Raw genomic sequence first — 22,353 nt, forward strand, 5'->3', positions numbered from 1 at the left:
CGCTGGCCGCTGCCTGGGCCTGCGCCGGCCGGAATTCCGGTCGCACGGGACCGGCGACCACCTCGGCCCGGCCGGAAAATCCGTCGCGCGCGGGGACCCCCGCCAATACGCTCGACCCGGTGACCATGCCTCGTCGCCTGCTGGTCGACTCCGCCCCTCTCCGCGAATCTCCGGCTTTCCGCCGCCTCTGGATCGGTTCAGGCGTCTCCGCGGTCGGCACCACGATGACCCTGTTCGCTGTCACCTACCAGGTCTTCACCCTCACCAACAGCTCCCTGGCGGTCGGCGCGGTCGGCCTGTGCACGGCCGTGCCGGTGATCGCCTTCGGCATGCTCGCCGGCAGCATCGGCGACGCCATGGATCGCCGCAAACTGGTGCTGTTCAGCAGCTCGGCGCTCGCGGTGGTCTCGGCCCTGTTCGCCGTGCAGGCGTTTCTCGACCTGAGACAGCTCTGGCTGCTCTACGTGCTCGCCGTCGTGGAGGCGCTGGGCGTCTCGCTCAACGCGCCGGCCCGCCGCACGTTCATGCCCCGCCTGCTGCCGCCCAACCTGCTGCCGGCCGGCGCGGCGCTGAACATGATGACCATGCACCTCAGCTCCACCGTCGGCCCGCTCCTGGCCGGCGTGGTCGCGGCGGCCTGGGGCCTCAAGGCTTGCTACCTGATCGACGCGATCAGCTTCGGGGCCGCGCTGTACGGCGTGTTCCGACTGCCGCCGATGCCGCCCGAGGGTTCACTGGCCAAGCCCGGCTTCAAGGCCGTGCTGGAGGCGGTCACGTTCATCAAGGGCTCCTCCGTGCTGACCGGGGCCGTCCTCGCCGACCTGTTCGCCACCGCGCTGGGCATGCCGATGGCGGTGTTCCCCGCGATGAACGCCGCGTTCTTCGGCGGCGGCCCGCAGACCCTCGGCCTGCTCAACGCCGCGCCGGCGATCGGCGGCGTCATCGGCTCGCTGCTGTCCGGTCCGGTCGGTCACGTGTCACGGCAGGGGCGCGCCATGCTGCTCGCCGGCATCGGCTGGGCCGTCGCGATCGTCGGCTTCGGCCTGTCGACCACGCTCTGGATCTCCGTCGCGCTGCTGGCCGTCGGCGGCGCCTGCGACGTGATCAGCGTCGTGTTCCGGACGACCATGGTGCAACTGGCGACGCCCGACAAGTACCGCGGGCGGGTCAGCGCCGCCGAATACGTCGTCGGACTCGGCGGCCCACAGCTGGGCAACTTCCGTGCCGGCGCCATCGCGTCGCTCACCACGCCGGGCCTCAGCGCGGTGATCGGCGGGCTGTCGACCATCGCCGGCGCGCTGGTGTTGTGGCGAACGCTGCCAGGATTCGCGGCCTTCCGGGCACCATTGCCGGATGACTGAGCCGTCCTTCGAAGACCTGGTCGCGCCGTACCGCGGCGAGCTGCGGGCGCACTGCTACCGAATGCTCGGCAGCATCCAGGACGCCGAGGACGCCTTGCAGAACGCGCTCCTCGGCGCATGGCAGGGCTTCGGCGGCTTCGAGGGCCGCAGCTCGGTCCGCACCTGGTTGTACCGCATCACCACGAACGCCTGCCTGCGGTTCCGCGAACGTCGCCGGGTCACGAGCGTCGAGCACGGCCCGGCGTGGCAGGAGGTCGAGGACCTCGGCGCGCCGCTGACCGAGATCGCCTGGGTGGAGCCGTGCCCCGACCCGCAGGTCCGCCACGATCAGCTCGCCAGCGTCGAACTCGCCTACGTCGCCGCGCTGCAACTGCTGCCGGCGACGCAGCGGGCCGTGCTGATACTGCGTGAGGTTCTCACGTTCTCCGCGGCCGAGGTCGCCGAGCAGCTGGACATGACCGTGCCCGCCGTGAACAGCGCGCTGCAACGGGCCCGGCAGAGCCTGCGCGCCGGCGGACTCAGCCAACAGGATGAACTTGCTGCGCTCGGCGAGCACGGGCAGCGCAGACTGGTGGACGCCTTCGTCGACGCCTGGGCGCGCGCCGACGTGGACGCGCTGACCGGCCTGCTCGTCGAGGACGCCAGGCTGACGATGCCGCCGCTGGCCGCCTGGTTCGACGGCCGGGACAGCATCCGACGCTTCGTCGCCGAGAGCATGTTCCGCACGCCGTGGCGGCTCGTTCCGGTGCGCGCCAACGGGCAGCTGGCGTTCGCCTGCTACCAGGGGCCCGAGTTCCGGCTCGGCGCGGTCAACGTGGTGTCCGTCCGGGACGGTCGGGTCGCCGCGATCGACGCATTCCTGGACCCCACTCTGCACGCCCGATTCGGTCTGCCGCCGGTGTTTCGGGCAACAACACCGTGACAATTGCCGCGAGGATGTTTGAAACGCTCGCGTACGCGCCGGGTGAGCGCCCGCGCCGGCAGCGTGACCAGCGCAGAACTGTGACCATGCCAGACATTCACGCGTCCTACCGGTTGCGGTCGGCCCGTTTTGGAGGTAGATCTCTAAACCTGCTCGTAACCCGCCGGCCACATGTGCGCGAACGTTTCGGCAACGCACGCGACATCGGGAGAATGCCATGACAGCTGCCAGTCCCGCCGCCGGCACGGCGACCCCACAGGTGAGCCTCGTTCCCGCCCGCATGGACCGGTTGCCGTGGACCAGATTCCACTGGTCGATCGTGATCGGCCTCGGCGTGTCCTGGATTCTCGACGGCCTCGAGATCCAGATCGTGTCCGCGGCCGGCTACCAGTCGACGCTGCACATGGACTCCGTGCAGGTCGGCTTCACCGGCACCATCTACCTGATCGGACAGGTGGTCGGCGCGCTGTTCTTCGGCCGCCTCACCGACAAGATCGGCCGGAAACGGCTGTTCATCCTGACCCTGGCGATCTACCTGGTGGCCAGCGGCATCGCCGGCTTCTCGTTCGCCGTGTGGTTCCTGTGGATCTTCCGGTTCATCGCCGGCCTCGGCATCGGCGGCGAGTACACCGCGATCAACTCCGCCATCGACGAGCTGATCCCGTCCCGCTACCGGGGCCGCGTCGACATCGCCGTCAACGGCACGTACTGGGGCGGCGCGATGATCGGCGCCACCGCGAACCTGTTCCTGCTCAACCCGAACATCCTCGCGGTGGACTGGGGCTGGCGCATCGGCTTCTTCATCGGCCCGGTGCTCGGCCTGATCATCATCTACCTGCGCCGGCACATCCCGGAGAGCCCGCGCTGGCTGATGACGCACGGCCGGCTGCCCGAGGCCGAGCAGACGGTCGACGACATCGAGGCGAGGGTGCAGGCGGAGGGCAAGACGCTGACGCCGGTGCCGGAGTCCAAGGCGCTGTCGATCGTGCCGGCGCCGCGGCTGGGCTTCTCCACCGTGTCGCGGATCTTCCTGGTGCAGTACCCGAAGCGCAGCTTCCTCGGCTTCTCGATGATGGTCACGCAGTCGTTCCTGTACAACGCCATCTTCTTCACGTATGCCTTGGTGCTGCACAACTTCTACCACATCAGCGACAGTGACACGTCCTGGTACTTCTTCCCGTTCGCGGTCGGCAACCTGCTCGGCCCGCTCATCCTCGGGCCGTGGTTCGACACCATCGGCCGACGTAAGATGATCTTCGGGACGTACGGCCTGGCCGGCATCGTGCTGGCGATCTCGGCGGCGCTGTTCAGCGCCGGCTCGCTGACCGCGACCACGCAGACGGTGTTCTGGTGCGTGTCGTTCTTCTTCGCCTCCGCGGGCGCCTCGTCGGCGTACCTGACCGTCAGCGAGATCTTCCCGCTGGAGTTGCGGGGGCAGGCGATCTCGTACTTCTTCGCCATCGGCCAGGTGGCCGGCGCGATCGCGCCGACCGTGTTCGGCGCGCTGGTCGGCGAGGGCACCAGCCGCGGGCCGCTGACCATCGGCTACTACTTCGGCGCCGGGATCATGATCCTGGGCGGGCTGATCGCCTGGTTCTTCGGCGTGAACGCCGAGGGGCAGTCCCTTGAGGACGTCGCCGATCCGCTGTCCAAGGCGCCCGTCGAACATGCCAGCTAGGATCCGCGACGACGAGGAGGTGGCTAGTCGTGGCTGATTTCATCGTCGTGGGCGTCAGCGTCCGCAGTGGATCCCCGACCGCGCTTCGATGGGCGGCGGACGAGGCGCGGCGCCGGCGCTGCGGGTTGGTCGCCGTCCGGGCCTGGCGGGCACCGCGTCCGCCGGCCGCGCCGGGAGGCCGGCCACCGGCCGTCTCCCGGGACGTGGACGCCGATTTCGCCGCCGGCGAGGAGAAGTTGCGCGCCGACGTCGCCGCTGCGCTGGGCGAGGACGCCAAGGTCGAGTGCCGGCTGGTGAAGGGGACGCCCGTCTCCGTGCTGCTCAAGGAGTCCGAGGGCGCGGCGATGCTCGTGCTCGACGCGCCGCGGCGGACCGACCTGAAGACCAACACCCTGCTGGCACACCGGTTGATGTACCACGTCGGGTGTCCCGTCGTGGTCATGCCGCCGGCGCTGACGCAGCCCGGGCCCAGCCGGGCGGCCCGGCTGGGCAAGGAGGTCGGCACCCGGATCGCCAAGGCCGCCGCGTCCGCCGGGCGGCCGGGGATCAGGATCCCACCGCAACCGAACTGAGTTCCGGTGCTTTCTCGGTCGACCGGCCGGTGATCGGGATCGCGGCTCCGATGAGCGCGACGCCCGCCCACTGGCCGGTCGACAGCGCCTCGTGCAGGAACGCCGCCGCGAGCACCGCCGCCGCGGCCGGTTCCAGCAGCGTGATCGTCACGGCCGAGGCGGCGCCGATGTGCCGGATGCCGCGGGCGAACAGCCAGTAGGACAGACCCGTCGTCACCACGCCGAGGTAGAGCACGCCGCCGATGCCTTGCGGCGCAAGCAGGTTCGGTGTGGCCGTGACGGCGATGACCGGCGACATGATCAGGGCGCCCAGGCTGAAGATGCCGGTCAGAGCGGTGGCATTGCTGTGTCTCTCGGTCAGTTTCTGGATGCAGATCGCCTGCCCGCTGAACATCGCCGCCGCGAGCACCGACAGCGCCAGTCCCGCGGGCGACATCGTCACGCCGCCTCGGGTAAACGCCAGCAACGTGAGGCCGCTCAGGGCGAGCGCCGTGCCGATGAGCCAGCCCGTGCCCGGTGGGCGGCGGTCCTTGACCACCGTCCAGAGGCCCGTGAAGACCGGCGACAGTCCGATGCCGACCGCTGTGCTCACCGCGACGCCGGCGCTCGTGATCGCCCCGAAGTATGCCAGCTGGAAGCCGGCGATGCCGATCGCCCCGCCGGCCAGGGGGAGCAGGTCCGCCCGCGTCCAGATCTTGCGTACTGGGCGGCCCTTCGCCACCGCCAGCAGCACCACCGCGCCGATCCCCAGCCGGATGCCGCCCGCCGCGATCCGGTCGCCCGTGTCGAACAGCGCCGCCACCGGTCCGAGCGTGCCCCACAGCAATGCGCCCGCCGCCGCGCTCACCACTCCCTTGTTCACGGTGCCGAGGGTAAGACGGTATGACAGTCATACGCAATCGTCTGACCGCTATACTCACGCGGTGTGACGGCGTTGCAGACGACCAGTACTCGGGACGCGCTGGTGGGCGAGGTGCGCAAGCTGATCCTCAGCGGCGAGCTCGCGCCCGGCGCCAGCCTCACCGAGACCATGCTGGCCTCGATGTTCGGCGTCGCCAGGCCCACCATCCGGTCCGCGCTCCAGGAGCTCGTCGCCCGCAACCTCGCGCGGCGGGCCAGCGGGCGGTCGCTGATCGTGCCCGTGCTCACCGAGGCCGACGTTCGGGACCTGTTCTTCGTGCGCACGCCCCTGGAGCTGGAAGCCGTCCGGATCATCGTCGAATCCGGAGCGTCGCTGTCCGAGCCCGAACGCCTCCTCGCCAAGATGGACGCGCTGGGCCCGGACGTCAGCTGGGCCGACCGCGTCGAGCTGCACACCGAGTTCCACATCGCCCTCATCGCCGCCGCCGGCAGCCCGCGGCTCAACCGCATCTACCCCGCCATGCAGGAGGAGATGCAGCTCTGCCTCGCGCAGCTGCACAACTTCTACCCCGGCGGCGACAACCTCGCCGCCGAACACCGGCGGCTGCTGGCCGCCATCGGCAGCGGCGACGTAGCGGTGGCGCAGGCCGAGATGAGCGACCATCTCGCCGTCGCCCTCCGCCACATAGCCGCCCGCCGTCCCGCCTGACTGCCGGATCGCCCCGGCCACCCGCCTACCTCCGGCCCAGCTCACCGGCCGCGCAGCTCACCGGCCGCGCAGCTCACCGGCCGCGCAGCTCACCGGCCGCGCAGCCCATCGGCCGCGCAGCCCATCCCGCCGGCGCCCAATCCGTCGGTCGCCCAGTCCGTCGGTCGCCCAGCCGTGCCCGCCGGCTGCCTTCTCGAGTGCCGCCCACATGACCGTCGCCCGCTGCCCCTTCCTGATCGCCGCCCTCCACCCCGCCTTGTTCGGGCGTCCCGCCTCGCCGTCGGTAATTCGGTTGCGTCCCGGCCTTCCGGTCTGCTGGACTTCCCGCGTCCCCGACCCAGGAGCTGAGAAATGCGCGGGCTTGTTGTGTCCACCCCAGATGGAATCTTCCCCTTTCTGAAGGACATGACGCCCTGTGCCAGTGCTCAACCTCGGGATTCTCGCGCACGTCGACGCCGGTAAGACCAGCCTGACCGAGCGGCTGCTGTACGCCGCCGGGATCATCGACCGGGTCGGCAGCGTCGACGACGGCGACACACAAACCGATTCGATGGCGCTGGAGCGCCGTCGAGGCATCACCATCAAGTCCGCGGTGGTGTCGTTCGAGATCGGCGACCACACGGTCAACCTGATCGACACGCCCGGCCACCCGGATTTCATCGCCGAGGTGGAACGGGTTCTCGGCGTGCTCGACGGCGCGGTGCTGGTGGTGTCGGCGGTGGAGGGAGTGCAGGCCCAGACCCGCATTCTGATGCGAGTCCTGCGCCGCCTGCGCATTCCGACGCTCATCTTCGTCAACAAGATCGATCGCGGCGGCGCCCGCTACGACTCGCTGCTCGCGGACCTGTCCGCGAAGCTGTCGACGGCGATCGTACCGATGGGTTCGGTGCGCGGTATCGGCACCCGCGACGGCCGTGTGGTGCCTTTTGGTGTCGATGACGTCGATTTCGTCGAACGGCTCGTTTCGTTGGACGACGAACTCACCGCCACCTATTTGTCGGCCGGCGAGGTGCCGATGGCGCAAGCGTTGTCGGTGCTTGCGACTCAGTCCCGGCATGCGCTCGTGCACCCCGTCTACTTCGGCTCCGCGATCACCGGGGTCGGCGTGGATGCGCTGGTCGAGGGCCTCACCTCGTTCCTGCCAGCGGCTGCCGTAGCCGACGGCCCGATGTCGGGCACCGTGTTCAAGGTCGAGCGCGGAGCCGCCGGCGAGAAGATCGCTTACGTGCGGATGCATGCCGGCACGCTGCGGGTGCGGGATCGTCTCGTCGACGACAAGGTGACCGCGATTTCGGTGTTCTCCCACGGAGCCAGCGTTCCGGCGCAGTCGGTTTCCGCCGGCTCCATCGCCAAGCTGTGGGGGCTGAACGGGGTGCGCATCGGCGACGCGGTCGGCTCGACGACCGGTGTTGCGGAGCACTATTTCTCGCCGCCGACCTTGGAAACCGTTGTCCTGCCTGCGCATATGTCGGAAGTCGGCGCCTTGCGCGTGGCGCTCGACCAGTTGGCCGAACAGGATCCGCTGATCGACGTTCGTCAGGACGAGATCCGCCGCGAGATCTCCGTGTCGTTGTACGGCGAGGTGCAGAAGGAAGTCATCCAGACCACGCTCGCCGAGGAGTTCGGAATCGACGTCGTTTTCCGGGAAACCACGACCATCAACGTCGAACGCGTCATCGGCGTCGGCTCCGCGTGCGAGACCATCGGGGTCGCGCCCAATCCGTTCCGTGCCACGGTCGGTCTGCGCATCGAACCGGGTCCTGTCGGCAGCGGCGTGCATTACCGCCTCGAGGTCGAACTCGGTTCCATGCTCTATGCGTTCATGAAGGCCGTCGAGGACACCGTTCGGGAGACCCTTTCGCAGGGTCTGCACGGCTGGCAGGTCATCGACTGCGTCGTCACCATGACGCATTCCGGGTATTGCTCCGTGACCAGCACCGCCGCCGACTTTCGGGGCCTCACCCCGTTGGTGCTGATGAGCGCGCTCGCCCGGGCCGGGACCCGGGTCCACGAGCCGGTGCACCGCTACCAGTTGGAGATTCCCGCCGAGTCCTTCGCCGCCGTGCTGCCGGTGCTGGTCCGTCTCCGCGCCGCCCCGCTCACGTCGTCCATGAGCGACGGTACCCACGTCCTCGTCGGCGACATTCCCGCCGCCGAGGTCCACGGGCTCGAGCGCCGGCTACCGTCCCTGACCAGCGGCGAAGGCGTGTTGGAGTCTGCTTTCGACCACTACCGACCTGTCGGCGGCCCCGTCCCCAACCGGGCTCGCTGGGACCACAACCCGTTGAACCGCAAGGAATACCTGCTCCACGTGCTACGGCGGGTGTGAGCTCAGTCCTTGTGACGGCGGTACGCCACCCAGCCGATGTTGACCATCGTCGCCGCCGACAATCCCGCCAGCAGCACCCCCGCCCACGTCATGCCCAGTTGGAAGGAGGCCAGGCAGGCGAGGAAACACAGCGTCACCCCCACCACCGCCAGCCACAGGCGCGCCGTCCGCGTCGGAACCACCCCGCCCATGCCCGCCGTCGGATCGTGGAACGCCCACCGCCTGCCGCCCACCACTCTGCCTTCCGTCCGCGAGTCCGCTCAGCGTCACACCGAATGTAGGTTTTGGGCACACGATGCTCAACCGGGCGGTTGCAGCCTAGCGGCGGGCGAATTGCGTGAGCGGTGTACGGCGTTGGCGGGCGCGAGGTGGACGGCGTGAACACCTTGCGGCGCTTCGGCGAACTCGGTGCGCGGGACGAAACCGACCCGCGGGCGCGGGCCGCCCGTCATGGAGCATCCTTGCCCGCGCCGGGTCGGCTCCGCGTTCATCCGTCAGAGCTCCAACCGGGACCATTCGGCGCGTTCCCGCCAGCCGTCGAGCTCGAACGCCCACGCCGTCAGGAGGTTGTGGGCGGTGCGCATGTCGGCGGCGATGGTCTGGAAGTGTCGGTCGGCTCCGCCGGCGCGGTACTCGACCAGGTAACTGCCGTCGTCGTTGCGGTACGTCTGCGCGTAGGTGTGACCGGTGGCGTCGGCGGTCCGCGTGATGATCAGGTAGTTGCCCTGGCCCTCCTCGATGTCGTCGAGCAGCATGAAGATCGCGTCCTCCGACGGGTCGTCGATGGACTCGCCCACCTCGGGCTCGGCCTTGAGGATCGGCACGGTCTTGCTCCCTCCTGGGCCGCGAAACGCAGCCTCCCCAAAAATCCAACACAGAATCCAAGCAGGTGGGGCTGACACTTTCGGGATCCGCAGGGGCGGCTGAGGTGTGATGCGGCCGGACTGTCAGGCCCTTGTGGTTGGCTGGAAACGGGGGCTGCGTCAAACGATCTTGGTCGCTGGCGGACCAGGGGGTCGGCAAACAGGCGCGGACGGCGATGTGCCGGAAACCTACATTCGGTGTGACGCTGAGCGTGACTCGCGGGGGTTCAGGTAGGTGAGGAGGTCGTCCACCAGGTCCTCGGGGGAGGCGTGGCCCTTGCCGGTGGGGGAGAGGTGGCCGGCGGAGGCGAGGTCGGCGGCGCCGTGGGCGAGGGAGCGCAGCAGCGAGGCGAGGCGGACGGGGTCGCCGGCGGGGAGCAGGTGGGCCTCTTGAGCGGCGAGCACGGTGTCGACGAGGCGGGCCTGGGCGGCGGTGGCGGCGACGTGCAGTTCGGGGGAGTCGACGGTCCACGGCCCGAAGATCAACCGGAACCGGGCGGGTGTCTCCTGTGCCCACCGGACGTAGCCGTGCAGGGTCGCGCGAAGCGAGTCGGCGGGCCGCGCGGCGCGGCGTTCGAGCTCGCGGGCGGCGACGGCGGCGAGCAGGGCTTCCTTGCTGGCGAAGTGTTTGTACGGCGCGTTGTGCGACACCCCGGCCTGCCGACCGACCTCCCGCAGCGTGACGGCCTCGACCCCGCCGGCGTCGAGCAGGCGCACGGCGGCGTCGAGCAGCGCCTCGCGGGTCCCGGAAGCCATGGCGGCATCGTAACCAAGGTTGACGCTGTCAACCTGCCGAGCTAGGTTGACAGCGTCAACCTAAGGGGGAGTCATGCTGGCGGTGGTCACGGGAGCGACCTCGGGCATCGGTGAGGCGATCGCGACGAGGCTGGCCCGGGAGGCGACAGTGGTGCTGGTCGGCCGGGACGACGACCGGCTGCGAGAGGCCCGCGGACGCATCACAAAGGCGGTGCCGCAAGCGGATCTGGTGCTGGAGAAGGCGGATCTGGCGCTGGGCAAGGAGGTTCGGGACCTAGCCGAGCGACTGCCGATGCCGGACGTGGTGGTCAGCAACGCGGCGGTGATCACGAACCTCGACGACCGCACGGCGGAGGATCGCCAGACGCTACTGGCGACCAATCACCTCGCGCCGTACCTGCTGCTCAGGCTGCTGGCGGCGAAGAGCCGCAAGGCGCGGTTCGTGATCGTCGGCGCGGACCCGGTGGCGCTCGCGCGGGTGCCGGTGGACCTGGACGACCTGGAATCCCGGCACCTCACCACGCCGGATCCCGATCTCACGCCGTTCGCGGCCTACGGCCGCACCAAGAACATGAACGCGATGTTCGCCTACGCCCTGGCGAGAAGACTCGACACGATCACCGTCAACGTGGCGCACCCGGGCATCATCGCCGGCACCCGACTCGGCCGGAACGCCCGCGGCGCGCTGAAGGAACTCGGCGACCGACTCGCCCGCACGTCCCCGGGGCCGGACGTCGGCGCGGACACGCCGTGCTGGCTGGCCACATCGTCCGAAGTGGACGGACAGACGGGCGGCTGCTACGTGGACCGCCGGAAGGTGCCGACCGCCGATCACACCACGGATCCGGCCCGCTGCGACCGGTTGTGGCGGGAAAGCGCTCACCTGGTGGGATTGTCCGAGCATCAGGAACGCCGCTCACGGTAGCGTCACGGCACGTGCGAACCGGCCGCTGGAACCGCGACTTCTCCCTGTTCTTCGTGGCCCGCGCGGCCGCCCGCCTGGGCGACATGATGCTGCCGGTCGCGCTCGCCGCCGGCCTGATCCAGTACGGCTACGGCGTCGGCGCGGTCGGCGCCGCGATGGCCGCATTCAGTGCGTGTTTCGCGGGTTTCGTCATATTCGGCGGCGTGATCGCGGACCGGTTCGACACCCGCGCGGTGATGGTGTGCGCGGACCTGGCCCGGGTGGTCACGCAGTCCTCGGTGGCGGTCATGTTCTTCACCGGCCACGTCGTGCTCTGGCAGATCTGCGCCATCGGCGCGGTCAACGGCCTGTGCGCGGCGCTGTTCCAGCCGGGCATCGCGAGCACGATCCCGCAGATCGCCACGGATGTGCAGGGCGCCAACGGAATCATCCGCACCGCCGAGTCGGTGGCGGGCGTGGCCGGCCCGGCGTTCGCGGGCCTGCTGATCGGCGTGACGTCGGTCGGCGGCGTTTTCGCCGCGCACGCGGCGACGTACCTCACCAGTGCGCTTTGCCTGGTGGGCCTGCGACTCCGCCGCCAACCGCGGCCGGTGGAGCGAGCGCGGTTCCGGGCCGATCTGGTCGAGGGCTGGCGCGAGTTCGCCGCCCGCGGCTGGGTGTGGGGGGTGATCCTGGTCTGGATGGTCCTGATGATCACCAGCTTCGGCCCGCTCACCCCGCTGGTCGCCACCGAGATCATCACCCACCACGGCGACACCGCGTACGGCCTGGTCAACTCGGTCGGCGGGGCCGGCATGGCGGTCGGCGGCCTGATCGCGATGCGGCTGCGCCCCCGCCACCCGCTGCGCGCCGGCGCGATCGCGATGTTCGGCTACGGCGCGCAGCCGCTGGCCGTCGCCCTGCACGCCCCGATCTGGCTGGTCGCGGGCGCGTGCGCGATCAGCGGCGCGGTCCAGACGTTCTGGGGCGTGATGTGGGCGACGAGCATCCAGACCCAGATCCCCGGCTCGATCCTCAACCGCATCCACGCCTACGAGGTCGCCGGCTCGCTGGCGATGATGCCGGTCGGCCAGGCGCTCGCCGGCCCGGCGGCGGGTCTGCTCGGCGAGGGCCCGGTGCTGCTGGTCGGGGCGGCGACGGCGGCGACCGGCATGGCGGTGCTGCTGGCGGCGAGGCCGATCCGGGATCTCGGCCGGGTGGATCGGGCAAGTCGCCATGAGCCGGAGCTGGTGACAGGCTGACCTCATGCGCTCCGACCTGCTCTCCGTCCCCGGCGCCCCGGACCGCGCGAATGAGGACTTCGCTGCACTGTCGGCAACGAGGGCGGCCTTGGTGCTGGACGGGGTGACGCCGCCGCCGGACGGCCGAACGGGGTGCATCCACACGGTGACCTGGTATGTCCAGCAGCTGGGGCCGGCGCTCCTCCAGAGGGCGGCGACGCGCCGGGACCAGGCGCTCCAGGACTGCCTGGCGGAGGCCATCGCGCAGACGGCGGCGAAGCATGAGGACACCTGCGACCTGAGCCACCGCCGAACCCCGCAGGCGACGGTGGTGGCGCTGCGCTGGGACGCCAACGAGCTGGAGTACCTCGTGCTGTCGGACTCGGTCCTGCTGGTGGACGTCGACGGCGCGATCGAACCGATCCTCGACACCCGCCTCGATGAGCTCCTGCGCCGGCCGGAGCTGCGCGAAATCCGCTACACGCCGGCCTACTTCCAAGCGGTGGAGGCCTTCCGCAACGCCGATGGCGGCTTCTACACGGCGGCGGCGGACCCTGAGGTCGCCAAGCGCGCGGTCACCGGTCGCCTGAGCAACGTTCGAGCGGCGGCGGCGATGTCGGACGGCGCCTCGCGCTGGACCGAGGTGTTCGGATTCGGCGGCTGGACGGAGCTGTTCGCACAGGTCAGGGACGCGGGCGCGCAGGCGGTGATCGACGAGGTGCGCCAGGCGGAGTCCGCGGACCCGGACCGGCAGGCCTTCCCCCGCGGCAAGGCCCACGACGACGCGTCGATCGTCTTCCTGGAGTTCTGAGACCCACGAGAGGAGGGCATGCGTGGTTGACGCATGCCCGCATCCGGCCTACCGTTTTCATCAATAGAAACCCAACTTTCACATAGTGGGACCTGATGACTCAAGGTGAATCGGCGAGGACCGAAGGTGGCGAGACGGCCCGCCGCGCGCTGCGCCTGATCGAGGCGGTGGTCACCGCGGGCGACCCGATCGGCCTCGACGACCTGGCGACACAGGTCGGCCTGTCGAAGAGCACCTGCTACCGCCTGCTCCGCGTCCTTCAGGACGAGCTGTACGTGGAGCGGGTCGACGCGGGCGGCTACCGCGTCGGCAACCGGCTGATCGCGGTGTCCTCAGCGGTGCTGGCCGATGCCGCGCTGTACCAGGCGGCGCGGCCGGCGCTGCGGGCGTTGTCGGACGCCTCGGGCGAGACGGCGACCCTGCATCTACGGGCCGGCAATCGCAACATCCTCGTGCTGGGCGTGGAAAGCGCCGACCAGGTGCTGCGCCGCGCGGCGACGGTCGGCGAGACGACGGGACTGGGCAGCGGTTCCAGCGGCCGCTCGATCCTGGCGTTCCTGCCGGCCGCGGAGGCGGAGCCGATCATCATGGCCGCCGACGACCCGCAGGCCCTGCGCCGGTCGCTCGACGAGATCCGCCGCGACGGCTACGCGCTCTCCTACGGCGCGAATCACCCTGGAGTGCACGGCATCGCCGCGCCGGTGCTGTCCACTTTTGACGTTGTCGGCCAGCCGATGTCGGTCGCGCTGTCCGGGCCGGCGGACCGTTGGACGGGCGCCCGCATGGCGTCCTTCGCGGACAAGCTGATCACCACCTGCGCGCACCTGTCCGAGCTGTTCGACACCGGCTGGAGGTCGAACCCGTGACCGCCACGACAACTCTGTCGAACTGGCTGGCCGACCTCACCTGGGACGCGGTGCCGCCGACAACGCGGACCAGGGCCAAGCACCTGGTGCTCGACGGCCTTGCCTGCGCGCTGATCGGCGCGCAGCTGCCGTGGTCGAGGATCGCCGTGCAAGGCGTGACCTCCTTTGAGGGAAACGGATCCGGCACGGTGATCGGCTGGGGCCGGACGATCAGCCCGCCGGCCGCCGCGCTGCTCAACGGGACCTTCATCCAGGGCTTCGAACTGGACGACTTCCACCCGCTGGCGCCGGTGCACTCCTGCTCGATCGTGCTGCCTTCCCTGCTGGCCACGGCGGAACTGCTCGGCGGAGTGTCCGGAAAGGACTTTCTGCTCGGCGTGGTCGCGGGGTTCGAGGTGGGGCCGCGGGTCGGGCTGGCGCTGCACGGCGCGCAGATGCTCAACCGCGGCTGGCACTCCGGATCGGTGTTCGGCCCGATGGCCAGCGCCGCCGCCTCGGGCGTGCTGCGCGGGCTCACCGCCGCGCAGTTCGAGGATGCGATCGCGCTGGGTGCCACGCAGTCGTCCGGGCTGATGGCCGCCCAGTACGAAGCGATGTCCAAGCGCATGCACCACGGATTCGCGTCACGCAACGGCTTCTACGCCGCAGGGCTCGCCGCCGCCGGCTACACCGGCATCAAGCAGGTCTTCGAGCGCGGGTACGGCGGTTTCCTGTCCACGTTCGGCGAGGGCCACGACCCGGACATCACGCAGATCACTCATGGCTTGGGCGAGATCTGGCACACCGACCTGAGCGTCATCAAGGCGCACGCCGCGATGGGTGGCCTGCACGGCGGGATCCAGGCGGCCTTGTCCTTGCGGGACAAGGCTTCCCCCAACGAAATCGAGCGCATCGACATCGACGTGACGTCCACCGTGTATCACCACGGCTGGTGGACACCGCAACGGCCGATGACCACGATCGGCGCGCAGATGAACATCGGCTACGCCGTCGCCGTCGCGCTGCTCGACGGCGAGGTGATGCCGGCGCAGTTCACCGCGCAGCGCATCGACAGCGACGACGTGTGGTCGCTGCTGCCGCGAGTCGACGTCAAGCAGGACAACGAACTCGGCCGCTTCGCCACCAGGCTGACGATCACGCTCAAGGACGGCGCCGAGCTGACAGAGCTGGTCGAGCAGCCGCGCGGCGGTCCGGCGAACCCGCTGAGCAACGACGACATCGTCACCAAGTACCGGGCGCTGACCGCCGGCGTCCTGGAGCCCGAGCGGGCCGAGGCGATCGAAAGCCACGTGTTGGCGCTCGACACCGCGACCGACATCTGCGACCTGATCCGGCTGCTCGCCGCGCCCGTGTGCGGCGCGTTGGACTGATGGGAACCACCATGACCGCCGCACGAGCCCGGTTACGGGCGTTGTTGTCCACAGAGGAACTGATCACCGCCCCCGGCGTCTTCGACGGCCTCTCCGCCTCGCTGGCCAAGCGGCTCGGCTTCGCCGCCGCGTACATGACCGGCGCCGGCGTGTCCGCGGCCGGCTTCGGCCTGCCGGACATCGGACTGGTGTCGCAGACCGAGATGGTCGAGCGGGCCAGGATGATCACGAGCGTGCTCGGGGACCTGCCGCTGATCGCCGACGCCGACACCGGCTACGGTGGCCCGCTGAACGTGGTGCGCACGGTGCGCGAGTACGAGCGGGCCGGTGTCGCCGCCCTGCACCTGGAGGACCAGGCGTTCCCCAAGCGCTGCGGGCACTTGCCGGACAAGGAGCTGATCGGCGCCGGCGCGTACCTGGACAAGCTGCGCGCCGCACTGGACGCCCGGGTCGACGAGAACCTGGTGATCATCGCCCGCACCGACGCCCGCGCGCCGCTGGGCCTGGACGAGGCGATCGACCGGGCCAACCTGTACGCCGCCGAGGGCGCCGACGTGATCTTCGTGGAGGCCCCGCAGAGCCTCGCCGAACTGGAGCGGGTCGCCGCCGAGGTGCCCGCGCCGCTGCTGATCAACATGGTGCAGGGCGGCCTCACGCCCGACACCGGCGCGGAAACCCTGGCCCGCCTGGGGTTCCGGATCGCCATCCACCCCGGCGCCGCGCTGGCCGCGAGCGCGTACGCGATGCTGCACTCGCTGGCCGCCCTGCGCGGCGCCGAGGCCGAACCCGTGTCGGCGAGCCCGGCCGGCTTCTTCGAGCTGGTCGGCCTCAGGGAATGGTCCGAGCTGGGGGAGCGCTACCGCGAGGAGGCCCGGTCATGGGCATGACGATGATCGAGAAGATCCTGGCCCGCTCGGCCGGTCTGGACGAGGTGCGCGCCGGCCAGACGGTGGTGTCCGAGGTGGACATGACCGTGCTGATCGACCTCCAGTTCGCCACCGGCTGGGTGCAGCCGCTGCGCATCGCCGACCCGGCCAAGGTCGCGGTGATCATGGACCACGCGGTGCCGGCGCCCACCCTGCACGACGCCGAGGCCGGTCCGCGGGCGCGCAAGTTCGCCCGGGACTACGGCATCGACCGTTTCTACGACGTCGGCCGGCACGGCATCTGCCACCAGGTGATCGCCGAGAACGGCCTGGCCCGGCCCGGCGAAGTGCTGGCCTGCACCGACTCGCACACCTGCGCCGGCGGCGCGTACAACACGGCCGCGCGCGGCCTCGGGCCGGCCGAGGTGTACTCCATCCTGTGCACCGGCAGGACGTGGTTCACGGTCGCGCCGACCATCCGCTACGAACTCGTCGCCACGTTGCCGGACTTCGTCAGCGGCAAGGACATCTTCCTGCACATCGCCGGGAAGCACGGCGACGCCACCAACCGCAACCTGGAGTTCGGCGGCCCCGGCCTGGCGTCGGTCCCGATGCACGACCGGCGCACGATCGCCACCCAGTGCGCGGAGATCTCCGCCGACTTCGCCACCTTCGGCGTGGACGAGGTGTGCCGGGGGTTCCTCGACGCGCACACCGACCGCCCGTACACGCCGGCCGACGCCGACGAAGACGCCCGGTACGAGGACATCCGCGAGATCGATCTGTCCACACTGGAGCCTTATGTCGCCCGGCCGGGCACCGTGAGCCACAACGCGATACCGGTATCACAGCTGGAACACCGCACGGTCGACCAGTGCTTCATCGGCTCCTGCGCCAACGGCCAGCTGGAGGATCTCCGCATCGCCGCCGACATCCTGCGCGGCCGTGAGGTCGCCCCAGGCGTCCGACTGCTGGTGACGCCGGCGTCGCAAAAGGTATACCGGGACGCCGTGCGGCTCGGGTACGTCGAGGCGCTGGCCGACGCGGGCGCGGTCGTGACGAACTCGACCTGCGGGGCCTGCTTCGGTTACCACATGGGTGTGGTTGCCGCCGGCGAGGTCTGCCTGACCGCGAGCACCCGAAACTTCAAGGGGCGCATGGGAAGTCCGGACGCCGAGATCTACATGGCGTCGCCGGCCACGGTCGCCGCCTCGGCGATTGCCGGGCATGTCGTGGATCCACGGAAGGAGATCGCCTGATGGAGATCGAGGGGCGCGTGTGGGTGGTCGGCGACTCCGTGACCACCGACGCCATGTATCCCGGCTACGCCATGAAACTCCCGCTGCCCGAGGCGGCCCGGCACGTCTTCTACGATCTCCGTCCCGGTTGGACAGACGAGGTGCGAGAAGGCGATGTCGTGGTCGCCGGCCGCAACTTCGGGCTCGGCTCCTCGCGCCCGGTCGCCTCGCTGTTCCTGGAGCTCGGCGTGCGGGCACTGCTGGCCGACGAGTTCAACTCCCTGTTCCTGCGCAACTGCATCAACTTCGGCCTGCCGGCGCTGACCGTGCCGGGCGTGCGCGGGATCTTCGCCGACGGCGACACCGCCCGTGTCGACTTCGTCGAGGGCTGGTGCGAGAACGTCACCACGAGGGCGAAAATCCAGGCGGAGCCGCTGCCGGACTTCGTGCGGGACATCCTCGCCGCCGGCGGCCTGCTGCCCAAGCTCGCCCGGGAAGGCTACGTGCCGCGATGATCGACGGAATCACCAGGCTGCCGACCACCAAGCGGGACAACGCCTTCCTCGTCGAGGAGGAGGACGGCTACACGCTGGTCGACGTCGGCTGGGCCGGTGCGCCGAAGGCAATCGAGGCCTTCCTCGCGGAAAGAAACCGGTCCCTCAGGGACATCCGCCGGATCGTGATCACCCACGCCCACCCCGACCACGTCAAAGGCCTCCACGAACTGAGAGTTCGCACCGGCGCGACGGTCCTGATCCACTCCGCCGACGCGCCATGGCTCCAGAACGGTCGCGTGCCGGCCGAGGGCCGATCCGGCGGGCTCGGCCGGTTCATCGACCGACTTCCCCTGGCGCACTGGACACCCGTGACCGCGAACGGACACGTCGCGGACGGCGACATGATCGGCAACCTGCGGGTGCTCCACACCCCCGGCCACACGCCGGGGCACATCGCGCTGCTGCACGAGCCGAGCCGGGCGCTGCTGGTCGGCGACCTCATCTTCAACCGAGGGACACTCGGCCTCGGGCCGCCGGCGCTGGCCGCCGACCCGGGCCGCCGGCCGGACAGCATTGCCAAGCTGCCCAAGGACGTCAGCGCGATCGGCCTCGCGCACGGCGACCCACTCGTCGGTCGACAGGTGGAGCTGATCGCGACGATCGGCTGAGACGATCTACCCGAAAACCACATTCGCACTGTCTGTGAGCGCGACTCGCGGGTAGGGGGTTTGGCGGCTGGTGCCGTGCAGGGCGGCGAAGAAGGTGTTGAAGTGGACGGCGACGGGTTGGTAGCGGCGGATGAGGTCGGCGGCCGCGGCGGGGAACGGCGCGTCGTCGGGGAAGTCCGCGAGGTAGGCGTACCGGTCCAGCGGTCCACCTGGGACATTGCCGAGCACTCGCACGAGCATGTTGGTCAGGTGCGACACCGCATAACACCGGTCGTGGCCGGCATTGTGATCGAGAAACTCGCGTTCGGCCGGCGACAGATCGAAGTCCTTCGACACGGCCAGCCCCAGATCGCCGAGGTAGAGCCGCTCGCCGTCGGTGAGGACGTTGCCGAAATGGGTGTCGAAATGGAACAGTCCGCGACTCTCCATGAATTCCGTGACGCCGAGCAGATCGCGTTCCACCATCGCGCACGGGCCCTCGATGTCGCCGGCGGCGAGGCGGTCCGGCAGCCACTCGCTGAGCACGTGCGGGAAGTACTCCATGAACAGCACCACGCTCGCCTCGGCGGCGACCAGCGCCTCCACCCGCTCCCGCACGCCGTCGCCGTGGTGCAGGTACTCGAGGAACGCGTCGATGTCCCCGAAGTCCTCGCGCACCGGCGGCGGCGTGTCCAGCACGCGCCAGTGGTAGAGCATCGGGAAGTTCCCGCACGCCCCGGACAGCACCCAGTTGGTGGTCATCACGTGCGCGGCGAGCTCCCGCCACGCGCCGAAGCCGGGGGTCAGGACGCCGTACTGGCACCACGGTGGCAGCCCGAACATGTTCGCCGTCGAATGCCGGTGCTCCGGCCGGCGCTCCAGCTCGGTCAGCGGCACCCTCTTGACGAACACCCGCTCACCGGCCACGGTCAGCATCCCCGCCGCGCCCCCGACGCCGCTGCTGTCGATCGGCGTCACGGTGTCCAGCAACCGTGCAACCTGCTGGTCGCCGAGCAACGTCAATGCCGTGGAGACGGCCGCGTAACGGTCGATTCGGGTCACGCCGTCGACGTTACCGGCGCGGATGATCGGTTCGCCAACGGGTTTTGACAATCCTTCTTTCGTCGGGCCGCCGGTGTTGATGACTGTTGATACGGATTGTGGCGCTGAACACTCGCTGCGCATCTTTTTGTCCGATTTGCCGGCCATTTCGTCACCGTGAGCTGATGGACCCCGTCACGCATGTGACCGGCAGGTCACGGTGTGGCCAACCGTGATGGGTGATTCCATACCTTGGTAGGGAATCCATTCCCACGGGGTACCACGGCTGTTAATGTCCTCTCAACTCCCTCGCCGAGGGAAATAACCCCTGCCCATTTTTTCATCTCCCCTGTAGGGATGGAGCAATCGTGAAGCTGACCCGTCGCGCCTCCGTGGCGCTGCTGGTTGCCGCGCCGATGGTCCTCGGGGCCGGCACCGGGTTCGCCGCCAGCGCGCAGGCGGACCCGCACACCACCCAGCTGGCCAACAGTGCCGCCCCCGGTCTCGAGTTCGCCACAAGAACCGGCTCGGTGGACGCCGACCAGCAGATGAAGGTCGCCGTCTCGCTGAACTACCGGGACGCCGCCGGTCTGGACGCCTTCCTGGCCCGGGTGAACAACCCGAGCTCGGCGGAATACCACCACTACCTGACCTCGGAGCAGTTCGTCGCCCGGTTCGCGCCCACCCAGGCGCAGGTCGACCAGGTCCGCGCGTACCTCCAGGGCAAGGGCCTGACCGTCACCGACGTGGCCTCCAACCGGATGCTGATCGACGCCTCCGGCCCGGTCAAGACCGTGCAGAGCGCCTTCGCCACCTCGGAGTCGCGCTACCACGACAACAAGACCAACAAGGACTTCACCGCCAACGACACCGCGCCGTCGGTGGACAGCTCGGTGGCCGGCCTGATCGGCGGCGTCACCGGCCTGAACAACCACTACCAGATGCACAGCTACACGCAGGCCCCCAAGGCCGGCGCGCCCAAGGTCGGCAGCGGCCCCGGCGGCGGCTACACCGCGCAGGAGCTGCGCTCCGCGTACGGCGTGAACTCGCTGGTGAGCGGCGGCACGGACGGCTCCGGGCAGAGCATCGCGATGCTGGAGTTCTCGCACTTCACCCAGTCCAACATCAGCACGTACGACCAGCAGTACGCCACCGGCTCGCCGACCCCGACCGTCGTGAAGGTCGACGGCGGCGACGACGACACCGCCGGCGACGGCGTCACCGAGGTCGAGCTGGACATCGAGGTCGCGCACGCGATCGCGCCCAAGGCCAATGTCGCGGTCTACGAGGCCCCGAACAGCGACCAGGGCGAGATCGACATGTGGAACAAGTTCGTCACCGACAAGGTGTCGGTGGTGTCCTCCAGCTGGGGCTCCTGCGAGCTCGACGACACCGCGTCCACCGAGACCGCGGTCGACAACGTCGCCAAGCAGGGCGCGGCCCAGGGCCAGACCTTCCTGTCGGCGGCCGGCGACTCCGGCGCGTACGACTGCTACCGGCACTCCGGCACGCAGTCGCCCAACGCCAACAACCTCGCGGTCGACTTCCCCGGCTCCGACCCGTACGTGACCAGCGTCGGCGGCACCAGCCTGAGCGAGGGCTCCGGCGGCAGCTACGCCGGTGAGACCGTGTGGAACGAGGGCTCCACCAAGTGGGCCGGCGGCGGCGGTGTGTCCAGCAAGTTCGCCCGCCCGTCCTGGCAGACCGGCCCCGGCGTGAGCACCAGCTCGCTGCGCCAGGTTCCGGACGTGTCGGCCAACGCCCAGAACTACTCGATCTACACCGTGGGCCAGTGGACCTACGTCGGCGGCACCAGCGCGGCCACCCCGTTCTGGGCGTCCGTGCTGACGCTGGCCAACCAGCAGGCGGTCGCGGCCGGCCACGCCAAGGTCGGCCAGGTCAACTCCACGCTGTACCAGCTGGGCTCGTCCAGCAGCTACGGCACGCTGTTCCACGACATCACCAGCGGTGACAACCTGCACTACAGCGCGGCCGCCAACTTCGACGAGGCCAGCGGCTGGGGCTCGCCGAAGGCCGACGCCCTGGTGCCGAACCTGTCCGGCGGCGGCACCACGCAGCCGGGCGCCCCGGCCGTCACCAACCCGGGCAACCAGACCAACCTGGTCGGCGACTCGGTGAGCATCACCGCCAAGGCGACCGGCGGCACCACGCCGTACACCTGGAGCGCGACCGGCCTGCCCACCGGCCTGTCCATCGCCTCGGGCACGGGCGTGATCAGCGGCAAGACGACGACGGCCGGCAACTACAACGTCACCGTCACCGCGACCGACGCCGCCGGCAAGGCCGGCAGCGCCTCCTTCACCTGGGCCGTCAGCACCTCCGGCGGCTCCTGCTCCGGCCAGCAGCTGGGCAACCCCGGCTTCGAGACCGGCAGCGCCTCGCCGTGGAGCGCCTCCAGCGGCGTGGTCAGCAACGCCTCCGCCGGTGAGGCCGCGCACTCCGGCAGCTACCTGGCCTGGCTGGACGGCTACGGCTCCACCCACACCGACACGGTGTCCCAGTCGGTGACCATTCCGGCCGGCTGCCACGCGACCCTGTCGTTCTGGCTGCACATCGACACCGCCGAGACGACCACCAGCACCGCGTACGACAAGCTGACCGTCAAGGCCGGCTCGACCACGCTGGCGACCTACTCCAACCTGAACGCCAACTCCGGCTACGTGCAGAAGACGTTCGACGTCTCCTCGCTCGCCGGGCAGACCGTGACGATCTCCTTCACGGGTGCGGAGGACTCCGGCCTCCAGACCTCGTTCGTGATCGACGACACCGCCGTCACGCTGAGCTGAGCCTGTTGCTCGGA

21 protein-coding genes are annotated in these 22,353 nt (G+C 69.9%); 16 read left to right on the forward strand and 5 right to left on the reverse strand.

Translation table 11 applies throughout. From position 1 onward, the window contains the following. Window positions 1–125 precede the first annotated feature (125 nt). From BCF44_RS07285 to BCF44_RS07300, 4 genes are all read left to right on the forward strand, one after another. Entirely contained in the window at window positions 126–1,361 is a 1,236-nt protein-coding gene (locus tag BCF44_RS07285) for an MFS transporter (protein WP_246014894.1), read from the forward strand. After that, window positions 1,354–2,283 (forward strand): RNA polymerase subunit sigma-70, encoded by a 930-nt coding sequence (locus BCF44_RS07290; RefSeq protein WP_116173351.1) that lies wholly within the window; start codon window positions 1,354–1,356, stop codon window positions 2,281–2,283. The genes BCF44_RS07285 and BCF44_RS07290 overlap by 8 nt, the downstream gene beginning before the upstream one ends. 217 nt (window positions 2,284–2,500) lie before the next feature. Next, entirely contained in the window at window positions 2,501–3,961 is a 1,461-nt protein-coding gene (locus tag BCF44_RS07295) for an MFS transporter (RefSeq protein ID WP_211352922.1), read from the forward strand. Between the two features lie 29 nt (window positions 3,962–3,990). Beyond that, window positions 3,991–4,533: a universal stress protein gene (locus BCF44_RS07300; protein ID WP_116173353.1), complete on the forward strand. Its 543-nt coding sequence runs from the start codon at window positions 3,991–3,993 to the stop codon at window positions 4,531–4,533. On the opposite strand, the gene BCF44_RS07305 is transcribed toward BCF44_RS07300, so the two are convergent. Next, window positions 4,508–5,395, reverse strand: coding sequence for a DMT family transporter (locus BCF44_RS07305; protein WP_116173354.1), 888 nt, complete (start codon window positions 5,393–5,395; stop codon window positions 4,508–4,510). The two genes, BCF44_RS07300 and BCF44_RS07305, sit on opposite strands and share 26 nt — an antisense overlap. A gap of 63 nt (window positions 5,396–5,458) precedes the next feature. On the opposite strand from BCF44_RS07305, the gene BCF44_RS07310 reads away from it, so the two are divergent. Both BCF44_RS07310 and BCF44_RS07315 read left to right on the forward strand, forming a co-directional pair. Beyond that, on the forward strand, window positions 5,459–6,103 hold the full coding sequence (locus tag BCF44_RS07310) for a GntR family transcriptional regulator (RefSeq protein ID WP_116173355.1): 645 nt from the start codon (window positions 5,459–5,461) through the stop codon (window positions 6,101–6,103). Between the two features lie 415 nt (window positions 6,104–6,518). Further along, a complete protein-coding gene (locus BCF44_RS07315; protein WP_116173356.1) occupies window positions 6,519–8,432 on the forward strand; it encodes an elongation factor G in 1,914 nt (637 codons plus the stop codon). 2 nt (window positions 8,433–8,434) lie between these two features. Here BCF44_RS07315 and BCF44_RS07320 read toward each other — a convergent pair whose 3' ends face one another. From BCF44_RS07320 to BCF44_RS07330, 3 genes are all read right to left on the reverse strand, one after another. Then, entirely contained in the window at window positions 8,435–8,665 is a 231-nt protein-coding gene (locus BCF44_RS07320) for a hypothetical protein (RefSeq protein ID WP_147328419.1), read from the reverse strand. A gap of 261 nt (window positions 8,666–8,926) precedes the next feature. Then, window positions 8,927–9,256, reverse strand: a complete 330-nt coding sequence (locus BCF44_RS07325) for a hypothetical protein (RefSeq protein WP_116173358.1) — start codon at window positions 9,254–9,256, stop codon at window positions 8,927–8,929. Between the two features lie 228 nt (window positions 9,257–9,484). Continuing rightward, window positions 9,485–10,051, reverse strand: a complete 567-nt coding sequence (locus tag BCF44_RS07330) for a TetR/AcrR family transcriptional regulator (RefSeq protein ID WP_116173359.1) — start codon at window positions 10,049–10,051, stop codon at window positions 9,485–9,487. A gap of 73 nt (window positions 10,052–10,124) precedes the next feature. Here BCF44_RS07330 and BCF44_RS07335 point away from each other — a divergent pair, with 73 nt between their 5' ends. The 9 genes from BCF44_RS07335 (at window position 10,125) to BCF44_RS07380 (ending at window position 18,512) form a co-directional block, all read left to right on the forward strand. Beyond that, window positions 10,125–10,976 (forward strand): SDR family NAD(P)-dependent oxidoreductase, encoded by an 852-nt coding sequence (locus BCF44_RS07335; protein ID WP_116173360.1) that lies wholly within the window; start codon window positions 10,125–10,127, stop codon window positions 10,974–10,976. Window positions 10,977–10,987: 11 nt separating this feature from the next. Then, window positions 10,988–12,217: an MFS transporter gene (locus BCF44_RS07340; RefSeq protein WP_211352923.1), complete on the forward strand. Its 1,230-nt coding sequence runs from the start codon at window positions 10,988–10,990 to the stop codon at window positions 12,215–12,217. 4 nt (window positions 12,218–12,221) lie between these two features. Beyond that, window positions 12,222–13,007 carry a protein phosphatase 2C domain-containing protein gene (locus BCF44_RS07345; RefSeq protein ID WP_116173361.1) on the forward strand — a complete coding sequence of 262 codons (786 nt, stop codon included), beginning with the start codon at window positions 12,222–12,224 and terminating at the stop codon, window positions 13,005–13,007. 95 nt (window positions 13,008–13,102) lie between these two features. Further along, window positions 13,103–13,873, forward strand: a complete 771-nt coding sequence (locus BCF44_RS54680) for an IclR family transcriptional regulator (RefSeq protein ID WP_147328420.1) — start codon at window positions 13,103–13,105, stop codon at window positions 13,871–13,873. Beyond that, complete coding sequence (locus BCF44_RS07360) at window positions 13,870–15,243, forward strand: MmgE/PrpD family protein (protein WP_211352924.1); 1,374 nt, start codon at window positions 13,870–13,872, stop codon at window positions 15,241–15,243. Before BCF44_RS54680 ends, BCF44_RS07360 begins: the two co-directional genes overlap by 4 nt. A gap of 11 nt (window positions 15,244–15,254) precedes the next feature. Then, on the forward strand, window positions 15,255–16,130 hold the full coding sequence (locus BCF44_RS07365; RefSeq protein ID WP_116173595.1) for an isocitrate lyase/PEP mutase family protein: 876 nt from the start codon (window positions 15,255–15,257) through the stop codon (window positions 16,128–16,130). Further along, entirely contained in the window at window positions 16,121–17,368 is a 1,248-nt protein-coding gene (locus BCF44_RS07370) for a 3-isopropylmalate dehydratase large subunit (protein WP_116173363.1), read from the forward strand. The genes BCF44_RS07365 and BCF44_RS07370 overlap by 10 nt, the downstream gene beginning before the upstream one ends. Beyond that, a complete protein-coding gene (locus BCF44_RS07375) occupies window positions 17,368–17,862 on the forward strand; it encodes a LeuD/DmdB family oxidoreductase small subunit (RefSeq protein WP_116173364.1) in 495 nt (164 codons plus the stop codon). Before BCF44_RS07370 ends, BCF44_RS07375 begins: the two co-directional genes overlap by 1 nt. Continuing rightward, the gene (locus BCF44_RS07380) at window positions 17,859–18,512 is read left to right on the forward strand and encodes an MBL fold metallo-hydrolase (RefSeq protein WP_116173365.1); all 654 of its coding nucleotides are present in this window, start codon (window positions 17,859–17,861) and stop codon (window positions 18,510–18,512) included. The genes BCF44_RS07375 and BCF44_RS07380 overlap by 4 nt, the downstream gene beginning before the upstream one ends. A 6-nt stretch (window positions 18,513–18,518) precedes the next feature. Here the strand turns inward: BCF44_RS07380 and BCF44_RS07385 are convergent, their stop codons facing one another. After that, complete coding sequence (locus BCF44_RS07385) at window positions 18,519–19,553, reverse strand: hypothetical protein (protein ID WP_116173366.1); 1,035 nt, start codon at window positions 19,551–19,553, stop codon at window positions 18,519–18,521. A gap of 347 nt (window positions 19,554–19,900) precedes the next feature. Here BCF44_RS07385 and BCF44_RS07390 point away from each other — a divergent pair, with 347 nt between their 5' ends. Beyond that, window positions 19,901–22,339 carry a protease pro-enzyme activation domain-containing protein gene (locus tag BCF44_RS07390; RefSeq protein WP_170217379.1) on the forward strand — a complete coding sequence of 813 codons (2,439 nt, stop codon included), beginning with the start codon at window positions 19,901–19,903 and terminating at the stop codon, window positions 22,337–22,339. Window positions 22,340–22,353: the final 14 nt, after the last annotated feature.

This window comes from Kutzneria buriramensis (genome assembly GCF_003387475.1).
GTDB classification, from domain to species: Bacteria; Actinomycetota; Actinomycetes; order Mycobacteriales; family Pseudonocardiaceae; genus Kutzneria; species Kutzneria buriramensis.